This window comes from Cryobacterium sp. TMT1-2-2, from assembly GCF_004403505.1.
In the GTDB taxonomy this organism is placed as follows: Bacteria; Actinomycetota; Actinomycetes; order Actinomycetales; family Microbacteriaceae; genus Cryobacterium; species Cryobacterium flavum.
In genome coordinates this window covers 124,523-142,972 of sequence record NZ_SOGS01000026.1, presented here as the reverse complement: position 1 = coordinate 142,972, position 18,450 = coordinate 124,523, and the positions used below count along the sequence as shown (strand labels likewise).

Sequence of the window (18,450 nt, the reverse complement as noted above, 5' to 3'; positions counted from 1 at the left end):
GTGATGGGCTCGAATCTCGCCCGCAACCTCGCCGGCCGCGAGGGGAACACCGTCGCGGTCTACAACCGCTCCCCCGAACGCACCCGCCTGCTCACGACCGAGCACCCGGAGGCGAACTTCGTCGCCTCCGAGGACATCGCCGATTTCGTCGCCTCGCTGACGAAGCCGCGCACCGCCATCGTCATGGTGCAGGCCGGCCGCGGCACCGACGCCGTCATCTCCCAGCTCTCTGAGCTGTTCGAACCCGGCGACATCATCGTCGACGGCGGCAACGCCGAATTCACCGACACCATTCGTCGCGAAAAGGAGCAGAGCGCCAAGGGCATCAACTTCGTCGGCGCCGGCATCTCCGGTGGCGAAGAGGGCGCCCTCAACGGCCCGAGCATCATGCCCGGCGGCTCGGTGGAGGCCTACAAAACTCTCGGCCCCATCCTTGAGTCCATTGCCGCCGTCGTCGACGGTGTGCCCTGCGTCACCCACATCGGCACCGACGGTGCCGGTCACTTCGTCAAGATGATCCACAACGGCATCGAATACGCCGACATGCAGCTCATCGCGGAAGCCTACGACCTGCTGCGCAAGGTCGGCGGGCACTCCCCCGAGGCCATCGCCGATATCTTCACCGACTGGAACGGCGGGGAGCTCAATAGCTACCTGATCGAAATCACCGCGGAGATTCTGCGCCAGGTCGACGCGAAGACCGGCGAACCCTTCATCGACGTCGTGCTCGACGAGGCCGGCTCCAAGGGAACCGGCGTCTGGACCGTACAGAACGCGCTCGACCTCGGCGTTCCCGTCGGCGGCATCGCCGAGGCCGTCTTCGCCCGCGCCGTTTCGGCCCACCCGGAGCAGCGCGAACCGGTGCGGGCCACCATCACCGCCCGCCCCGAAGTCGCCGTCGTCGGCCACACCTTCCAGGAAGACGTCCGCCAGGCGCTCTACGCCTCGAAGATCATTGCCTACGCCCAGGGTTTCGACGCGATCATCGCCGGTGCGGCCAAGTACAACTGGAGCATCGACAAGGGCGCCATCGCCACCATCTGGCGCGGCGGCTGCATCATTCGCGCCCAGTTCCTCAATCGCATCGTGGATGCCTACAACAACGACCCGTCCATCCCGAGTCTGCTCGTTGACCAGTACTTCGCCGACGCCATCGCCGCCGGCGAGGCCGCTTGGCGCCGCGTCGTATCCACCGCCGCGCTGTCGGGCATCCCGGTTCCCGGCTTCGGCTCGAGCCTGAGCTACTTCGACTCGCTCGCAAGCGAACGCCTGCCGGCCGCCCTGGTGCAGGGCCAGCGCGACTTCTTCGGTGCGCACACCTACCACCGCGTCGACATGCCCGGCACCTTCCACACCCTGTGGTCCGGCGACCGCACCGAGATCGCCACCGAGGCGTCGACGCACTAGCGGCCGTGTCGGCCGGCGGCATCCACTTCTCACGCGTAGAGAACGGATGCCGCCGGCCGCTTCGTGTAACCGGGTCGCTTCACACCCAGGTCTGGGAGAATGGGGGTACCCATGACTGACAATCACCCCGAGCTCTCCGGCTACGAGCCGAACGACGACTACCGCCCCCTGCGCGGCAAGCACTTCACGGCCATTTTGCGCGTCGTCGTGGTGCTCGGGCTGATCGCCCTGGTCGTGCCGGGCGTGCTCACAACCATGCGCGTCGCCTCCGACACCGCCAGCAACGCCTGTGTGACCGCGGTGGCCCAGTACTATCCCTCAGCCGTGGACTTCGACGCGCGATTCGAGTTCGCCGGGCCCGGCGGGTTCGGCTGGCAGTGCTACGCGATCGACGTGAACGAGCGCGAGACCTTCGTGACGCCGCTCGGCATCATTCCCTCCGCGCCGCACCAGCTCGCCCCGGCCACGCGCACATAATTCTCTAACGAGGTGTGAGTTTTGACCCGAAAATCACGAAAATCAGGCTCGAACTCACACCTCGGCAGCGCCTAAACCTACGCGGCGCCGTCGAACATCGAGGTGACCGAACCCTCGTCGAAGACCTCGTGGATGGCGCGGGCCAACAACGGAGCGATCGGCAGCACTGTGAGCGTCGGGAAGCGCTTCTCCGGCGGGATCGGCAGCGTGTCGGTGACGACGACGGCGCTGATGGCCGGGTTCTGCAGCATGTCAACGGCCGGGTCGCTGAACACGGCGTGCGTGGCGGCGACGACGACGCCGATGGCGCCGGCCTCGCGCAGTGCCTCGGCGGCCAGGGCGATCGTGCGTCCGGTGTCGATCATGTCGTCAACGAGCAGGCAGACGCGGCCGCTGACCTGGCCGACGATCTCGTGCACGGAGACCCGGTTGGGCACGAGTGGGTCGCGGCGCTTGTGGATGATGGCGAGCGGCACACCGAGGCGGTCGCTCCAGATGTCGGCGACGCGCACGCGACCCATGTCGGGCGAGACCACGGTGAGGGTGGCCGGGTCGAGCTTCTCGCGGAAGTGCTCGAGCAGAACCGGCATCGCGAAGAGGTGGTCGACGGGACCGTCGAAGAAACCCTGGATCTGGGCGGCGTGCAGGTCGATCGACATGATGCGATCGGCGCCGGCGACCTTGAACAGGTCGGCGACGAGGCGGGCCGAGATCGGCTCGCGTCCGCGACCCTTCTTGTCCTGCCGGGCATAGGGGTAGAACGGAGCGACCACGGTGATGCGCTTGGCAGAGGCCCGCTTGAGCGCGTCGACCATGATGAGCTGTTCCATCAGCCATTCATTAATCGGAGCGGTGTGGGACTGGATGACGAAGGCATCCGAGCCGCGCACGCTCTCGTCGAACCTGGCATACAGCTCGCCGTTGGCGAAGGTGCGTGCGTCGGTGTGGAGCAGCTCAGAACCAAGCTCCGTGGCGATGTCGAGAGCGAGCTGCGGGTGCGCTCGCCCCGAAACCAGTACTAGTCGTTTGTCGCCGCTGGTCTTGATTTCCGACACCTATTCTCCAGTCTTCGTGCTGTCCGCGCGTTCTGTGTTGCTCAGGCTGGCGGTCGCGGCGTGAGCCGCGGCTGTGCCCGGACGGTTGGCGTGAACCCAGCCGTCCATGTTGCGTTGCGGGGCCACGTTGATGGCCAGTGCGCCGGCCGGAACGCTCTTGCGAACGACCGTGCCTGCTCCCGTGTACGCCCCGTCACCAATTGTAATCGGCGCGACGAACACGTTGTGCGACCCGGTGCGCACGTGCGACCCGATCGCCGAGTGGTGTTTGGCCACGCCGTCATAGTTGGCGAAGATTGTTCCGGCACCGATATTCGACCCCTCGCCGACGGTGGCGTCGCCCACGTAGCTCAGGTGCGGCACCTTGCTGCCGGCACCGATCTGCGCGTTCTTGGTCTCGACGAAGGCGCCGATCTTGCCGTCGGCACCGAGCACGGTATTGGGGCGCAGGTAGGAGAACGGGCCGACGGATGCCCCCGCCTCGATCACCGCGAGGGTCGCGTCGGTGCGATTAACCCGGGCATTCTCGCCGATCTCGCAGTCGCGCAGGGTGGTGTCCGGGCCGACGATGGCACCGGTTGCGACCACGGTGGCGCCGATGATCTGGGTGCCGGGCAGCAGGGTGACGTCGGCCGCGAGCACGGCTTTGAGGTCGATCCAGGTGGTGGCCGGGTCCTGCACGGTCACTCCGGCCAGCTGCCAGCCGCGCACGATGAGGGCGTTGAGTTTCTGGGCTGTGTCGCCCAGCTGGGCGCGATCGTTGATTCCGGCGACGATCCAGGCATCCGCGACCGGAACAGCGCTCACCTCGGAGCCGGCCCGGCGCAACAGTTCGATCACATCGGTGAGGTATTTCTCACCCTGGGCGTTGGCGGTGGTGAGCTGGGCGAGCTGCTCGCGCAGCGCGGCCAGGCCGAACAGGTAGACGCCGGCGTTGATCTCGGTGACGGCCAGTTCGGCATCCGTCGCATCCTTCTGCTCGACGATGCGGTCGAACGCACCCTCCACCGAGCGGATGATGCGGCCATAGCCGGTCGCATCGTCCGGATAGGCGGACAGCACGGTTCCCGCCGCGTTGCCCTGGCGGTGCGAGGCGATGAAGGAGGCGAGCGTTGCGGCGTTCAGCAACGGGACGTCGCCGTTGATCACGAGCACGTCACCGTCGAAATCGGCCGGCAGCGCGGCGACCGCCTGCTCGACGGCGCGGCCGGTGCCGGGAATCTCGTCTTGGTCGACGATCGTGCTCTCCGGCAGGTCTTCGGCCACGACGGCGGCCAGCAGGTCGCGTTCGTGCCGCACGACGGTCACTACGTGGGCGGCGTCGAGCGCCCGCGCGGTCGCGAGCACGTGGCTGACGATCGGTACGCCGGCGAGCGGATGCAGCAGCTTGGGCAGGCTGGACTTCATGCGGGTACCCTGGCCGGCGGCCAGAACAACAATGGCGAGGCGGGCGTCTGTCACGAGATTCCTAACGCATTTGGTGAAGAAAGTGAGGGCTCCGCCACCAGGATTCGAACCTGGACCGAACAACTCCAAAGGTTGCCGTGCTGCCGTTACACTATGGCGGACCATGCTGGCCGAGGCCAGCAACCAGTCAAGTCTGCCAGATTCTGAGCGGCGCGCAGCACCGCTGACGGCGGCCAGACAGCCTCTGGGCGAAGAAACCCCCGGGTAAGCGGGATAATGGAGCAATGCCTGCCCATGATGAAGTCGACCGAATCGTCGATTCGTGGCTGCGCGAACGGCCCGATCTGGATTTTGCGCCGCTGCAGGTGCTCAGCCGGGTTGCCCGGTTGTCGAAGCACCTCGACCGGGCCCGCCGCACCGCCTTCTCCCGGTCGGAGCTCGCATCGTGGGAGTTCGATGTGCTCTCGGCCCTGCGCCGCGCCGGCACGCCCTACGAGCTCAGCCCGAAGGCGTTGTTGCTGCAGACGCTCGTCTCAAGTGGCACCATGACGAACCGCATCGACGGGCTCGTTGACCGCGGTCTGGTCACGCGCCGCTCCGCACCCAACGACGGTCGCGGCATCCTGGTGGGCATGACGCCTTCCGGGCTTGCACGAGTGGATGCCGCCATCACCCGGCTGGTCGACGCCGAAGCCGACCTGCTCGATACCCTCTCGGTGACCGACCAGGAGCGGTTGGCCGGCCTGCTGCGAAAGCTCAGCCTCGACTTCGACTAGCTACCGCTACCGGCGAAGAGCCTTGCGCGCGAGGTAGTTGCCGAAGAACTGCACGACCTGCACCAGCACGATGATCAGCAGCACCGCCGCCCAGGTCACGATGGGGTTGAACTGACGGTAGCCGTAGAGCAGCGCAAAATTACCAAGGCCCCCGCCACCGACGTAACCGGCAACGGCTGACATGTCCACGAGCGCGACGAAGATGAACGTGTAGCCGAGAATCAGCGGTCCGAGCGCTTCCGGCAGCAACACGGTGAAGATGATGCGAATCGGCCCGGCGCCGACGCTGCGGGCCGCGTCGATCACGCCGGGCGTCACGGTGAGCAGGTTCTGCTCCACGATTCGAGCCATGGCGAAGGAGGCTGCGAGAGCGATCGTGAAGATGATCGCGTTATTACCGATGCCGCTGCCGGTGACGGCCCGGGCCAGTGGTTGCGCCGCCGCCAGAAAGATGATGAACGGAATCGGGCGAATGAAGTTGACCAGCAGATTCAGCACGAAAAACAACGGCTTGTTCTCGAGGATGCTGCCGGCACGGGTCAAGTAGAGCCCGAGACCGACCAGCAGGCCGCCCAAGCCACCGAAGAACAGGGTCAGCGCGACGATGTACAGGGTCTCGTAGGTGGCCGTCCACAGTTCGGGCAGCAGGTCGATGAGTGCATCCATGTCAGCGCACCTCCGTGACGGTCGTGAGCGTTCGAATGTGGGCGAGCACCTGGTCGATGACCGGGTCTAAGCCAGTGAGCGCGAGGGTGAGATGCCCGAACGGGCGCCCCTGTATCTCATTGATGCCACCGTAGACGACCTCGAACGCCACTCCGGCACTCGAGAACTCGCCGAAGACGGCCTTCTGGTCGACCGCACTGTCGCGAAAGGCCAGCGTCACGATGCGGCCCGCGTGCCGCTCACGCAACACGGCGAGTTCGTCGGGCGACGGAATCCCCTTGACCACGGTCGAAACGAAACGAGCGGATGCCGCGGCTTGCGGGTTCGAGAACACGTCGAAGACGGGGCCGCGTTCGATGACTCGCCCCTGATCCATCACGGCGACCTTGGTCGCAATGGTCTGGATGACGTCCATTTCGTGGGTGATCACGATGATGGTGACGCCGAATTCCGCGTTCACCCGCTTCAGCAGGGCGAGCACCTCGTGCGTGGTTTCCGGGTCGAGAGCACTCGTGGCTTCGTCAGCCAGCAGAATGCTCGGCTGGGTAGCGAGGGCGCGGGCGATGCCCACCCGCTGTTTCTGCCCGCCGGAGAGTTGGTCGGGAAAGGACCCGGCCTTATCAGAGAGGCCGACGAAGTCGAGTAGTTCGGCCACGCGGGCGGCGCGCTGCTCCTTGGGATGCCCGGCCACTTCGAGCGGGTAGGCCACGTTGCGCGCCACCGTGCGTGAACCGAGCAGGTTGAACTGTTGAAAGATCATGCCGATGCCGAGGCGCACCTTGCGCAGCTCGCGCTCCGACAGCAGGGCGATATCCTGCCCGTTGACGATGATCTCGCCGCTCGTTGAATGTTCGAGAGCATTCACGAGTCGCACAAGTGTGCTCTTACCGGCACCGGAGTATCCGATGATCCCGTAGATGTCCCCGGCCTCCACGTCGAGACTGACCGAGTCGATCGCCGTGACACTCGGTGCACCCTTGCTCGCGGGCGGGTACACCTTGCTGACATTCCTCAGGCTTACTAGAGCCATCCGTTGTTCCTCAAAAACCTTCTCGTTGCTGGTCTATCGTGATGTCGCGCCGGGAACGCGAACGAGCAGTCTCGGCTATTGGGCGTAAATCTTAGAAAGAACCGAAACTGCTCACGCGGTAACGCTGATGCTTACTTCTGAGCCTTGGTGTCGGCCTCGACCGCGACGCGCGACTCTTCAAGCTCGGCAACCGGGGTCGTCAACAGCACTGCCGTGTCGCCGGACGCTTCGCGAACACCATCCTGAACGGCTTTCGTGGTCTGGTAGATCTCGACGAGCTTCTGGTATGTCGCGTTGTCTTTGTCCTCGGCGCGCGCTGCAAAGACGTTCGCATAGGGCACGGACTTGGAGTCGGCCGGATCGTCCTGGGCGATGGCATCCGAGAAACTGAGCCCGGCCTTTCCAACAAACTCGTTATTGACGATCGCGGCGGCGACGTCGGGCAGCGAGGTCGTCGTGAGCGACGCGTCGAGAGCCGTCACTTTCACCCGCGAGGCGGCGGTGTCGATGTCGTCGAGTGACGACGAAATCGTGCCGCCGTCGGTGAGCTCGATCAGACCGGCTGACTGGAGTACGACGAGGGCGCGGGCCATGTTGCTCTGGTCGTTGGGCACGGCGACCGTGTCGCCCTTCTGAATCTCATCGACGCTGGTGTACTGCGTGGAATAGAGACCCAGCGGGTAGATTGCGGTGGCGCCGATTGCCGAGATGTCCTGGCTGCTCGCCACGTTGTAGTTTGCGAGGTAGACGATGGTCTGAAATTGATTGAGGTCGATTTCGCCGGCGGTCAGGGCAGGGTTCGGCTGTTCGTAGGTGGCGAAGTTGACCAGGTCGACCGTAATCCCTGCGTCGGCTGCGGCTTGTGTGAAGACATCCCAGTACGGTTCGCTCGCGTCGACGACCCCGATCTTCACGACGTCGTCGCCACCAGCAGCGCCTGCGCACCCGGCCAGCAGTGCCGCAAGCGGCAGAATCGCGAGTGCGGCCAGTACGGACTTCTTGAAGGAACGTGGCTTTTTCATGGAGGGTCTCTTTCGCTGTGTGAATTCCCCGAGAGCGCCGATGGCGATTATGGGCACAGCGATTTTTTGGGCACAGATCAACCCCGGGTGTTGGGGGTGGGGGTCTGTGCCGCAGCTCTGCGAGGCACTCAACAACGATACGCGCTGAAACTGCGACGCGTGGCCTCCCCCGACACACTGCGTCACAGCTTCTGCGACGTTACCCCTCGATCAACTCGGTAAGTTCGACCCAGCGGGTTTCGAGCGTGGCGATGGTCTCTTCCAGTTCGGTCAGTTTCACGCCGAGCGCGCCGAGACCGGCGAAATCGGACTGGTCGTGCGCGGCGAGCTTTTCGTGCTTGAGTGCGATGCGCTCTTGCAGTTTGACCACCTTGCGGTCGATCGAGCCGAGCTCTTTCTGGGCGTTGCGCAGTTCGGCGCCACCCAGGGTGGGGATCTTTTTGGCCTTGCCAGCGGCATCCGTCGGCGACCCCTGAGCGGGGCCGGCGACAGCTTTGCGGCGCACCTCGAGGTACTGGTCGACGCCGCCGGGCAGGTGGCGAAAGCCGCCGTCCATGACGGCGTACTGGTTGTCGGTGACGCGCTCGATGAGGTACCGGTCGTGCGAGACGACCAGCAGGGTGCCGGGGAAGGAGTCGAGCAGGTCTTCCATGGCGGCGAGCATGTCGGTGTCGAGGTCGTTGGTGGGCTCGTCGAGGATGAGTACGTTCGGCTCGCTGAGCACGATCAGCAGCAGTTGCAGTCGGCGCTTCTGGCCACCGGAGAGGTCCTTGACCTGGGTGGTGAGCTGCGCGCTCAGAAAGCCCATGCGTTCGAGCATCTGGCCGGGCGTGATCTCCTTACCGCCGGCCATGTAGCTGGTTTTCTGGCGGCCGATGACGTCGCTCACGCGGTCGTTGCGGATTTCGTCGAGTTCGAACAGCTGCTGGGTGAGTACGGCGACCTTGATGGTCTTGCCGCGCTTCACGTGCCCGCTGGTCGGCTGCAGGGTGCCGGCGACGAGGTTCAGCAGGGTGGACTTGCCCGCCCCGTTGACGCCCATGATTCCGGTGCGCTCCCCCGGTGCGATGCGCCAGGTGATGTCGTTCAGCACGGTCTTGTCGCCGAACTTCACGCCGATGTCGATGAGGTCGACGACGTCCTTGCCGAGGCGCTGCATGGCCATCGACTGCATCGTGACGGTATCGCGGGGCGGCGGCTCGTTCTCGATCAGCACGTTGGCGGCATCGATGCGGAACTTGGGCTTGGCGGTGCGGGCCGGGGCGCCGCGGCGCAGCCAGGCCAGCTCCTTCTTCATGAGGTTCTGGCGCTTGGACTCGACGACCGAACTCATGCGGTCGCGCTCGACGCGCTGCAGAATGTAGGCGGCGTAGCCTCCCTCGAAGGGCTCGATCAGGCGGTCGTGCACCTCCCAGGTGATGTTGCAGACCTCGTCGAGGAACCACCGGTCGTGGGTGACGACCACGAGTCCGCCCGACTGGGCGGCCCAGCGGGTCTTGAGGTGCCCGGCGAGCCAGGAGATGCCTTCCACATCGAGGTGGTTGGTGGGCTCGTCGAGAAAGATGCAGTCGTAGTCGCCGATGAGCACGGCGGCGAGGGCTACCCGACGGCGCTGGCCACCGGAGAGGTCGTCGACCAGGGCGTCCCAGGGAATGTCTCGTACGAGGCCGCCGATGACGTCGCGCACCTTGGCGTCGCCCGCCCAGACGTGTTCTTCGATGCCGCCGACGATGGTGTGGCCGACGGTCTGGCCGCTGGCGAGGTCGTCGGACTGGTCGAGCATGCCGATAGTGACGCCGCGGCGACGGGTGACCCGGCCTTCGTCGGGTTCCATGCGGCCGGCCAGCAGACGCATGAGGGTGGATTTGCCGTCACCGTTCTTGCCGACGACGCCGATGCGGTCGCCTTCGTTGAGGCCGGCGGTGACGCTGTCAAAGATAACGCGGGTGGGAAATTCGAGGTGCAGGGACTCAGCCCCGAGAAGATGTGCCATAGCCTCCGAGTTTACGGCACGCTGGGCGCTGTCATCCCGGGCCGAATGCGAAGGCTCAGATGAGGCGGGCCCCATGCACCGGGCCGGTGGCTCGCACGACCTTGAGGCGGGAGGCAGAGAGCGCGACCTGCAATTCGAGCGCGCTGTCGGCATCCGCTACCAGAAAAGCCACGGTCGGGCCGGAGCCGGAGAGGATGCCGGCCAGGGCGCCGTTCTCTTCGCCGAGCTGCAGCACCTTGCCGAGCCCGGGCGCGAGGTGCAGCGCCGGAGCCTGCAGGTCGTTGTGCAGCACGTCGGCGAGCATGTGCGGGTCGCCGGCGCGCAGTGCCTGCAGCACGTTCGCGTCGACACTGGGCTGATGCTCGGCCGGAAAGATGTCCTGCGCGTGGCGATCGCGGTGCCGGTCGAGCTCCTGGTACACACCGGGCGTCGACATACCGAAGTCGGCCAGGGCGAGTACCCACTGGAATTTTCCCTTGGCCAGCGCCGGGCTCAGCTGGTCGCCGCGACCGGTTCCGATAGCGGTGCCGCCGGTGAAGGAGAACGGTACGTCGGCGCCGAGGGTGGCGGCAATGGCGAGCAGCTCGTCCTTGGTGGCGCTGGTCCCCCACAGGGCGTCGCAGGCGAGCAGGGTGGCCGCGGCGTCGGCCGAGCCGCCGCCCATCCCGCCGGCGATGGGCACGTTCTTCTCGATCTCGAGGTGCACGCCGCCGCGATAGCCGGTCTTGCGGGCGAGGGCCCTGGCTGCTTTGATGGCGAGGTTGCTGCCGCCGGTGGCGAGGCCGGAGGTGTCGATGCTGCCGCTGAACTCGACCGAGAAGTCGCTGGCCGGCGTGGCACGCACGTCCTCGAACAGGGAGACAGCCTGGTAGGCGGTCGCGAGGTCGTGGTAACCGTCTTCCATGACGGCGCCGACCTTGAGGAAGACGTTGATTTTGCCCGGTGCCCGCGCGTGCACAGCGGTGGTACCGGCGGTCGTCATCATGCTTTTAACTTAGCCCAGCCCGTGTGCCCGCACCGACCGCCGCCGCAGCTACGCGGGTGACCAGACGCGCGCGATGGCGAGAAAATCGTGCACGGTGAGCTGCTCGCCCCGCGCCTCGGGGTCGATGCCCGCCGCGCTCATCAGAGCGGATGCCGTGGCCGAGTCCCCAAGGACGACCGACAGGGACTGCCGCAACATCTTTCGGCGCTGCTGGAAAGCGGCGTCGACGAGCGCGAAGGTCTTGAGCCGGAGCTCCTCGGATTCCAGCGGCTGGGGCCGCCGGTCGAAGGCGATCAGGATCGAGTCGACGTTGGGGACCGGCCAGAACACCTGGCGGCTTACTTTGCCAGCGGTGCGAAAATCGCCGTACCAGGCGGCTTTGACGCTCGGGCTGCCGTAGATCTTGTTGCCGGGCGGGGCTGCGAGGCGTTCGCCGACCTCGGCCTGCACCATGACGACACCGGCGCGAATCGACTCGAAGTGCTCGAGCAGGTAGAGCAACACCGGCACAGAGACGTTGTAGGGCAGGTTGGCGACGAGCCGGGTGGGGTCGCCGGGCAGCTCGGTGATCTTCAGGGCGTCGGCACGGATGACCGACAGTCTGGCGCCGGGCTGCATGAGTTCGACGGTGAGTGGCAGCTGCTCGGCCAGGCGGTCGTCGATTTCGACGGCGACGACGACGGCGCCGACCTCGAGCATGCCGAGGGTGAGCGAGCCGAGGCCTGGTCCGACCTCGACCACGGTGTCGCCGGGTGCGACCCGGGCGACCTTGACGATGCGCCGTACGGTATTGCCGTCGATGACGAAGTTCTGGCCGAGCTTCTTGGTGGGGTTGACGCCGAGCATCTCGGCGAGGTCGCGAATCTCAGCCGGACCGAGGAGGGTCTTCGCGGGCTTCGGCTCGTCAGCAACGTCGGTCATGCGATGCCGCCGCGCGGGGTGGGGTCCGGGCCTGGATCGTCGTGGGCGGCCGTGACCGGTTCGGCGTCCCAGCGGCCGTAGACCAGCTCGGTGTTGGCGGTGATTTGAGCGGAGAGCAGGGAGACATCCGTTTCGAGGTGGGCAGCCATGCCGCGCAGCGTATTCGGCAGCAGGTAGGGCGCGTTGGGCCGGCCACGGTAGGGCAGGGGGGTGAGGAAGGGGGCATCCGTTTCGACCAGCAGCAGGTTGCGTGGGGCAGCGAACAGGGCGTCGCGCAGCATGGAGGCGTTTTTGAACGTGACGTTGCCGGCGAACGACATATACCAGCCATGATCGGCGCAGAGGCGAGCCATGTCGGCGTCGCCGGAGAAGCAGTGAAAGACGGTGCGTTCGGGGGCGCCCACCTTGAGCAGGGTTTCGATGACGGCTTCGTGGGCGTTGCGGTCGTGAATCTGCAGCGCCAGGTTGTTCTCCTTGGCGATGCGAATGTGCGCCTCGAAGGATCGAAACTGGGCGGCGCGGCCTTCTTCGCCGGTGCGAAAGAAGTCGAGGCCGGTCTCGCCGACCGCGACCACGCGCGGCTGTCCGGCGAGTTCGTTGATCACGGCGAGGGCGTCGTCGAGGGTGCCGGCCGCGTCGAGTGCTGGCGCTTCGTTGGGGTGGATGGCGACGGCGGCCAGCATGCGCGGCTCGATCAGGGCGCACGCGGCCGACCAGCGGGACGTTTCCACGTCACCGCCGACCTGGATCACCCCGCGCACGCCGACGCTCGAGGCGCGATCGAGCTGTTCCCGATAGCTGAGCGGATGCTCGCCGTCACTGATTTCGAGATGGGTGTGGTTGTCGTAGACGGGCACCGTGAGCGGTTCCGGCAGCGGCGGGTAGCTCAGGTCACGGCCCTGAGTGTTCTCGCGCTTCCGAATGGCGCTGCCGTAGCCGTCGACGCCTCCGTCGAGACTGGTGAGGGAATCGCTGGGCACCGCGTCGCTAGGCATCGGCCGGCTCCACGATCGATTCGATGCGCGGAAACAGCGGCTCGAGCGGGCTGGCGTGTGCGCCGCCGGCCCATTCCCAGGCCCGGTCGATGCGCTGGTCGGCGAGCGCGCCGTCGCCACCGAGGGCGGTCCACAGCTTGCCGGTCGCGATGGGAATGACCGGCGAGAGCAGCACGGTGAGGGTGCCGAGGCCGCGCACGGCGGTGTGCAGCACGCTCTCCAGGCGCGCCCGCGTCTCCGGGTTCTTGGCCAGCGCCCACGGCTCCTGCAGGGTGATGTAGCCGTTGAGCTCGTCGACCAGTTCCCACACGCTCGCGAGGGCGTCGTGGATGGCGAGGGTCACGATGAAGGCGCGCGAGGCATCCGTCACGCGCTGTTCGGTCGCGGCAATCGCGAGGTCGTCGGCCGTCAACGTGCCAGCTTCGGGCACGACGCCGTCGCAGTACCGCACGACCATGGCGATCACGCGGGACGCGAGGTTGCCGAAGCCGTTGGCGAGCTCAGACTGGTAGCGGGCCGAGAGATCCTCCCAGCTGAACGAGCCGTCCTGGCCGAAGCTGATGGCGCGCATGAAGTAGTACCGAAAAGCGTCGGAACCGAAGGTGTCGGTGATCTGGCTCGGGGCGATACCGGTGAGCTTGGACTTGCTCATCTTCTCTCCGCCGACCAACAGCCAGCCGTGGCCGAAGACCTGCTTGGGCACCTCGATGCCGGCGGCCATGAGCATGGCCGGCCAGATGACGGCGTGAAAGCGCAGAATGTCCTTGCCGACGATGTGGGTGGCAGGCCAGCGGCTCGCGAATTCCTCGTCGTTCTGGCCGTAGCCGGCCGCGGTGATGTAGTTCAGCAGAGCGTCGAACCAGACATAGACGACGTGCGATTCGTCCCACGGCACCTTGATGCCCCAGTCGAAGCTCGACCGGGAGATCGACAGGTCACTCAGGCCGCGCCTGACGAAGGACATGACCTCGTTGCGGGCCGCTTCCGGCTGCACGAAGTTGGGGTTCTCCTCGTACAGGGCCAGCAGTCGGTCGGCAAAGGCACTCATCTTGAAGAAGTAGTTCTTCTCGTGCAGCAGTTCCACCGGCTTGGAGTGAATCGCACAGACCGGCTGGCCGGCATAGTCACCGGTGCCGTCGACGAGGTCGCTGATCTGCTTGTACTCCTCGCAGCCGACGCAGTAGTAGCCCTCGTACTCGCCAGTGTAGATATGACCCTCATCGTGCAGGTGCTGCAGAAACTTCTGCGCGTTCACCTCGTGGCGTTCGTCGGTGGTGCGAATGAAGTCGTCGTTGGCGATATTGACGGTCTCCAGCAACGGCTTCCACGCGGTCTCGACCAGACGGTCGGCCCATTCCTTGGGCGTGACGCCGTTGGCGATGGCGGTGCGCAGAATTTTCTGGCCGTGTTCGTCGGTGCCGGTGAGCAGCCAGGCGTCATCGCCGGACTGCCGGTGCCAGCGCGCGAGCACGTCGGCAGCGACCTCGGTGTAGGCGTGCCCGATGTGCGGCACATCATTCACGTAGAAAATGGGCGTGGTGATGTAAAAAGAGCCAGCGGACATGCGTTCATCTTATGCGCCAGGCCACCGACTCTCCTCCCTGTTACGCCGGGCGGGCCTCGGCCTAACCGAGCGGAAAGGCCGACCGGTCGGGTTTCGGCGCGGATGCCCCGGTCTTGGCCTGCAGCGCGTGCTCGTAGAGTTCACGCTTGCCGAGGCCGCTGGCCGCCGACACGTCGGCCGCAGCATCCTTCAAGCGGATGCCACCCGCTACCAGGTCGAGCACCTCCGCCACGCCCATGGCCAGGTCCAGTACCCGCACTTCAGCACCCGCAACGACGATGCAGATCTCGCCGCGCACGCCGGCCGCCGCCCACTCGGCCAGTTCGGCCGCCGTGCCGCGCTTGACCTCTTCGAAGAACTTGGTCAGTTCCCGGCAGACCACGACGCGACGGTCAGCTCCGAGCGTTGCCGCGAGGTCAAGCAGAGAGTCGGCCAGACGGTTGGGCGATTCGAAGAACACCATGGTGCGGCGTTCTGCGGCGAGGTCACGCAGCAGCTTGATCCGCTCACCGTGCTTACGCGGCAGGAAGCCTTCGAAGGTGAACCGGTCGGTCGGCAGCCCGGAGACGGCGAGAGCGGTCAGCACTGCGGACGGCCCGGGCAGGGCGGTGACCTGCACGCCGGCCGCCACCGCGGCATCCACTAAATGAAAGCCGGGATCGGAGACGGTGGGCATTCCGGCGTCGCTCAGCACGAGGATGTCGACGTCGCGGGCGAGCTCGACCAGTTCGGCGGCCTTGCCGCGTTCGTTGTGGTCGTGCAGGGCAATGAGCTTGGGCCGATTCTCGATGCCGAGGGCTTTGAGCAGGTGCACGGTGACGCGGGTATCCTCGGCGGCCACGATCGTGATGGTACTCAGGGTCTCGATCAGGCGCCGGGAGGCGTCGCCGAGATTTCCGATCGGGGTGGCAGCAAGGATGATCATGCTGCAATTCTCGCAGCCTCGGGCGAGCCTTTCGTTCTTCGCTTGCTCGGTACGATAGTCAGGTGCTCGCAACTAGTCGATGGGTTCGCTGGGGCGCGCCCCTCCTCGTGGTCCTGCTGGCCGCCGGATTACGCTTGTGGAACCTCGGCGTGCCGCACGCTCTCGTGTTTGATGAGACCTTTTATGTGAAGGACGCCTGGACCCTCTTCAATAACGGGTATGAGTCCACCTGGCCGGCCGACGCCAATCCCTTGTTCGAGGCCGGGCAGACCGACATCTTCACGACGGATCCGTCGTTCGTGGTGCACCCGCCGCTCGGTAAGTGGCTCATCGCCCTCGGCATGAACCTGCTCGGTCCCGGCAACCCGTGGGGCTGGCGCCTGGCCACCGTGGTGGTCGGAGTGCTCGCGGTCGTGCTCATCATGCTCGTGGCCCGCAAGCTGTTCCAGTCGCGCCTACTGGCCGTGATCGCTGGTTTTTTGCTCGCCATCGACGGTCATGCCATCGTCATGAGTCGGGTTGCTCTGCTCGACAACTTCGTGATGTTCTTCGCACTGCTCGGTTTCGGGGCGATCCTGATGGATCGGCAATGGCACGCGACGCGTCTGGCCGCCCGGATGGCCAGGGTGAGCGACGTCGGATGGGGCCCGACCCTGTGGTGGCGACCGTGGCTGCTTGCCGCCGGTCTCGCCTTCGGCCTGACCAGTTCGGTGAAATGGTCGGGGCTGTACTTTCTGGCCGCTTTCGGCGTCTACCTCGTTGTCGTCGACGCGCTCGCTCGGCGCCGTAACGGCGTCACTTTCTGGGCCAGTGCCGCCATTCTGAAGCAGGCCCCCGCCACGTTCCTGCTCCTGGTTCCCGTGGCCGTCACCACGTTCTTCGTGTCCTGGACGGGCTGGTTCGTCACCCGCGGCGGGTATTACCGGGAGTGGGCAGACGGGGCTGGAGCGGCCTGGACCGGTCCGCTCGCTTGGGTTCCGCACACCCTGCAGAGTTTCTGGCACTACCAGGCGGCCGCATACACGTACCACGTGGGCCTCGCCACGCCGCATCCGTACCAGGCCAACCCGGTGACCTGGCTGTTCATGATTCGCCCGACCAGCATGTACTACCGCGGTTCCAGTCAGGGCGAATTCGGCTGCCAGTTTCAGAACTGCTCCGAGGCGATCACCTCGGTCGGCAACCCGCTGATCTGGTGGGCGGCGACCGCCGCGCTGTTCTACCTGGTCTACCGACTGGCCCGTTACCGGGAATGGCGGGTCGGCCTCATTCTCATGGGAATGGTCGCCGGCTACCTGCCGTGGCTGATGTACCTGAACCGCACGGTTTTTCAGTTTTACACGATCGCGTTCGAACCCTATCTGCTGCTCGGCCTCGTTTTCGTCATCGGCATGTTCCTCAAGCGAATTCCCGAACTGTCCAGGCCAGAACACCGGCATTCAGCACATTCGCAGGTGTACGAATATGACCCCCAACCGCGGGTCGGAGCGCTTGGCGCCGTCATTGTCGGCCTCGGGGTGGCGCTGCTGCTGACCGCGTTCTTCTTCCCGGAATGGACCGGAATGCAGACTCCATTCGCGTTTTGGCAGCTCCACATTTGGATGCCAAGTTGGCGATAGATCGGTCAGATACATTCCATTTTTGGCATATAATGACTGAGAATGCTGTGTGAATGAGGCACGGATTACGCTCCGGCGAACGTAGACTGACGATTATCTGATCCACGAGTAATTGCTCACGTCCCGGCTGAGAAGTCCCGATCCACAAAGGCCTCATGTCGGAAGCACTAGCCGCACCCTCGGTCCGCATCATCAGGACCCGGCCGGGTGGAGACACAAAGAATCCCACAACCGAATATTCGGCGCTCCTGCATACCGTGCGCAATCTCGGCCTTCTCGGCCGTCGCACCGGTTTCTACTGGATGGTCTTCTCCATTCTCGTCGTGGCCACGCTCGGCGCTGCTGCCGGGTTCGTTCTGCTCGGCGATACCTGGTACCAGCTGATCATCGCCGGCGCGCTCGGCATCATCTTCACCCAGTTCGCTTTTCTGGCCCACGAAGCCTCGCACCGCGCCGTGTTCACCTCCGGCAGGGCAAATGACCGGGCCGGCCGTGTCCTGGCCAACCTCTTCGTCGGCATCAGCTACGCCTGGTGGATGACCAAGCACAGCCGGCACCACGCCCAGCCGAACGTCATCGGCAAGGACCCCGACATCGAGCCAGACTTCATCGTGTTCCGCGAAGAAGACGCCAAGAAGGTGAGCCGGCTCGGCGCTATCGTCACCCGCAAGCAGGGCTACCTGTTCTTCCCCCTGCTCATGTTCGAAGGCATCAACCTGCACATCCAGGGTTTCAAAACCGTCTTCGGTAAGAACAAGGTCAGCGAACGCTGGGTCGAGATCACGATGCTCGTCACGCGCATCACCGCCTACTTCGCCGTCATCTTCTACTTTCTGCCGCTCGGCATGGCCTTCGCCTTCATCGGTGTGCAGATGGCCGTGTTCGGTGTCTACATGGGCGCATCGTTTGCTCCCAACCACAAGGGGATGCCGCAGCTTCCGGCCGAAAGCCGCGTCGACTTTCTGCGCCGCCAGGTTCTCACCAGCCGCAACATTCGCGGTGGCACCTTCATCGACACCTACATGGGTGGGCTCAACTACCAGATCGAACACCACCTGTTTCCGAACATGGCCCGACCGCACCTGCGGAAGGCGCAGGAGATCGCCAAGGAATACTGCATCTCCCACGACGTGAAGTACACCGAAACCGGCGTCTTCGAGAGCTACGGCATCGTCATCGCCTACCTCAACAAGGTGGGCCTGGCCGCGCGTGACCCGTTCGATTGCCCAATGGTGCAACGCTTCCGCACGCACTAACACCACCCAGTTTGCCTCAGGCCGTTTCCCCTCTGGGAGGCGGCCTGATGCAGTTAATTGGCAGTACCACCGCCGGAACCGGTTCCGACGCCGCGCCTACGGCTGCCCCCTCACCATCCGCAACGTCGCCCAGTCGCTCGTCTACACGACGACCCTTGGCAAGGGCACCCTCACGCTCGCCCCGACCTTCGCCCTGAGCGTTCCGGCCAACACCTTCCGTTCCAACTACTCGGATGCGGTCGGCAGTACCGCCGTCGACCCCTGCGTGTCGACCATCACGTTCACCATCGCGTAGCCACCGTTCTCGGCAGGTCCATGGACCTCTCGGGTAATGCCCCGCACCTCAGGGTGC

At 65.4% G+C, this 18,450-nt stretch carries 17 protein-coding genes and 1 tRNA gene; 6 read left to right on the top strand and 12 right to left on the bottom strand.

What is annotated here, in order from left to right:
* The first annotated feature begins 3 nt into the window (after positions 1 to 3).
* Positions 4 to 1,407, top strand: coding sequence for an NADP-dependent phosphogluconate dehydrogenase (gndA, locus tag E3T35_RS17200; RefSeq protein ID WP_370449350.1), 1,404 nt, complete (start codon positions 4 to 6; stop codon positions 1,405 to 1,407).
* A 111-nt stretch (positions 1,408 to 1,518) separates the two neighbouring features.
* Entirely contained in the window at positions 1,519 to 1,884 is a 366-nt protein-coding gene (locus tag E3T35_RS17195) for a hypothetical protein (RefSeq protein WP_134346361.1), read from the top strand.
* 77 nt (positions 1,885 to 1,961) lie between these two features.
* Here the strand turns inward: E3T35_RS17195 and E3T35_RS17190 are convergent, their stop codons facing one another.
* From E3T35_RS17190 to E3T35_RS17180, 3 genes are all read right to left on the bottom strand, one after another.
* Complete coding sequence (locus E3T35_RS17190) at positions 1,962 to 2,939, bottom strand: ribose-phosphate diphosphokinase (protein ID WP_092340644.1); 978 nt, start codon at positions 2,937 to 2,939, stop codon at positions 1,962 to 1,964.
* Entirely contained in the window at positions 2,940 to 4,400 is a 1,461-nt protein-coding gene (gene glmU, locus E3T35_RS17185) for a bifunctional UDP-N-acetylglucosamine diphosphorylase/glucosamine-1-phosphate N-acetyltransferase GlmU (protein ID WP_134380257.1), read from the bottom strand.
* A 35-nt stretch (positions 4,401 to 4,435) separates the two neighbouring features.
* Positions 4,436 to 4,507 (bottom strand) — tRNA-Gln (locus E3T35_RS17180).
* Between the two features lie 123 nt (positions 4,508 to 4,630).
* Here E3T35_RS17180 and E3T35_RS17175 point away from each other — a divergent pair.
* Entirely contained in the window at positions 4,631 to 5,122 is a 492-nt protein-coding gene (locus tag E3T35_RS17175; protein WP_134346363.1) for a MarR family winged helix-turn-helix transcriptional regulator, read from the top strand.
* A gap of 6 nt (positions 5,123 to 5,128) precedes the next feature.
* Here the strand turns inward: E3T35_RS17175 and E3T35_RS17170 are convergent, their stop codons facing one another.
* From E3T35_RS17170 to rsmI, 9 genes are all read right to left on the bottom strand, one after another.
* On the bottom strand, positions 5,129 to 5,788 hold the full coding sequence (locus E3T35_RS17170) for a methionine ABC transporter permease (RefSeq protein ID WP_134346364.1): 660 nt from the start codon (positions 5,786 to 5,788) through the stop codon (positions 5,129 to 5,131).
* A 1-nt stretch (position 5,789) separates the two neighbouring features.
* Positions 5,790 to 6,818 (bottom strand): methionine ABC transporter ATP-binding protein, encoded by a 1,029-nt coding sequence (locus E3T35_RS17165; RefSeq protein ID WP_134346365.1) that lies wholly within the window; start codon positions 6,816 to 6,818, stop codon positions 5,790 to 5,792.
* A 131-nt stretch (positions 6,819 to 6,949) separates the two neighbouring features.
* Entirely contained in the window at positions 6,950 to 7,840 is an 891-nt protein-coding gene (locus E3T35_RS17160) for a MetQ/NlpA family ABC transporter substrate-binding protein (protein WP_134380255.1), read from the bottom strand.
* Positions 7,841 to 8,039: 199 nt separating this feature from the next.
* Positions 8,040 to 9,833 (bottom strand): ABC-F family ATP-binding cassette domain-containing protein, encoded by a 1,794-nt coding sequence (locus E3T35_RS17155; protein WP_134380253.1) that lies wholly within the window; start codon positions 9,831 to 9,833, stop codon positions 8,040 to 8,042.
* Positions 9,834 to 9,888: 55 nt separating this feature from the next.
* Complete coding sequence (locus E3T35_RS17150; RefSeq protein ID WP_092340781.1) at positions 9,889 to 10,815, bottom strand: 4-(cytidine 5'-diphospho)-2-C-methyl-D-erythritol kinase; 927 nt, start codon at positions 10,813 to 10,815, stop codon at positions 9,889 to 9,891.
* 51 nt (positions 10,816 to 10,866) lie between these two features.
* Positions 10,867 to 11,739 carry a 16S rRNA (adenine(1518)-N(6)/adenine(1519)-N(6))-dimethyltransferase RsmA gene (gene rsmA, locus E3T35_RS17145; RefSeq protein WP_134380251.1) on the bottom strand — a complete coding sequence of 291 codons (873 nt, stop codon included), beginning with the start codon at positions 11,737 to 11,739 and terminating at the stop codon, positions 10,867 to 10,869.
* On the bottom strand, positions 11,736 to 12,734 hold the full coding sequence (locus E3T35_RS17140; RefSeq protein ID WP_134380249.1) for a TatD family hydrolase: 999 nt from the start codon (positions 12,732 to 12,734) through the stop codon (positions 11,736 to 11,738). Before E3T35_RS17140 ends, rsmA begins: the two co-directional genes overlap by 4 nt.
* Positions 12,727 to 14,298, bottom strand: a complete 1,572-nt coding sequence (gene metG / locus E3T35_RS17135; RefSeq protein WP_134380247.1) for a methionine--tRNA ligase — start codon at positions 14,296 to 14,298, stop codon at positions 12,727 to 12,729. Before metG ends, E3T35_RS17140 begins: the two co-directional genes overlap by 8 nt.
* Before the next feature lie 61 nt (positions 14,299 to 14,359).
* The gene (rsmI, locus tag E3T35_RS17130; protein WP_134346368.1) at positions 14,360 to 15,223 is read right to left on the bottom strand and encodes a 16S rRNA (cytidine(1402)-2'-O)-methyltransferase; all 864 of its coding nucleotides are present in this window, start codon (positions 15,221 to 15,223) and stop codon (positions 14,360 to 14,362) included.
* 62 nt (positions 15,224 to 15,285) lie between these two features.
* Here rsmI and E3T35_RS17125 point away from each other — a divergent pair, with 62 nt between their 5' ends.
* The 3 genes from E3T35_RS17125 (at position 15,286) to E3T35_RS17115 (ending at position 18,393) form a co-directional block, all read left to right on the top strand.
* Positions 15,286 to 16,842 carry a dolichyl-phosphate-mannose--protein mannosyltransferase gene (locus tag E3T35_RS17125; protein WP_134380245.1) on the top strand — a complete coding sequence of 519 codons (1,557 nt, stop codon included), beginning with the start codon at positions 15,286 to 15,288 and terminating at the stop codon, positions 16,840 to 16,842.
* A gap of 155 nt (positions 16,843 to 16,997) precedes the next feature.
* Entirely contained in the window at positions 16,998 to 18,098 is a 1,101-nt protein-coding gene (locus E3T35_RS17120) for an acyl-CoA desaturase (RefSeq protein WP_134346369.1), read from the top strand.
* Positions 18,052 to 18,393, top strand: coding sequence for a hypothetical protein (locus E3T35_RS17115; RefSeq protein WP_134380243.1), 342 nt, complete (start codon positions 18,052 to 18,054; stop codon positions 18,391 to 18,393). Before E3T35_RS17120 ends, E3T35_RS17115 begins: the two co-directional genes overlap by 47 nt.
* The last annotated feature ends 57 nt before the right edge of the window (positions 18,394 to 18,450 follow it).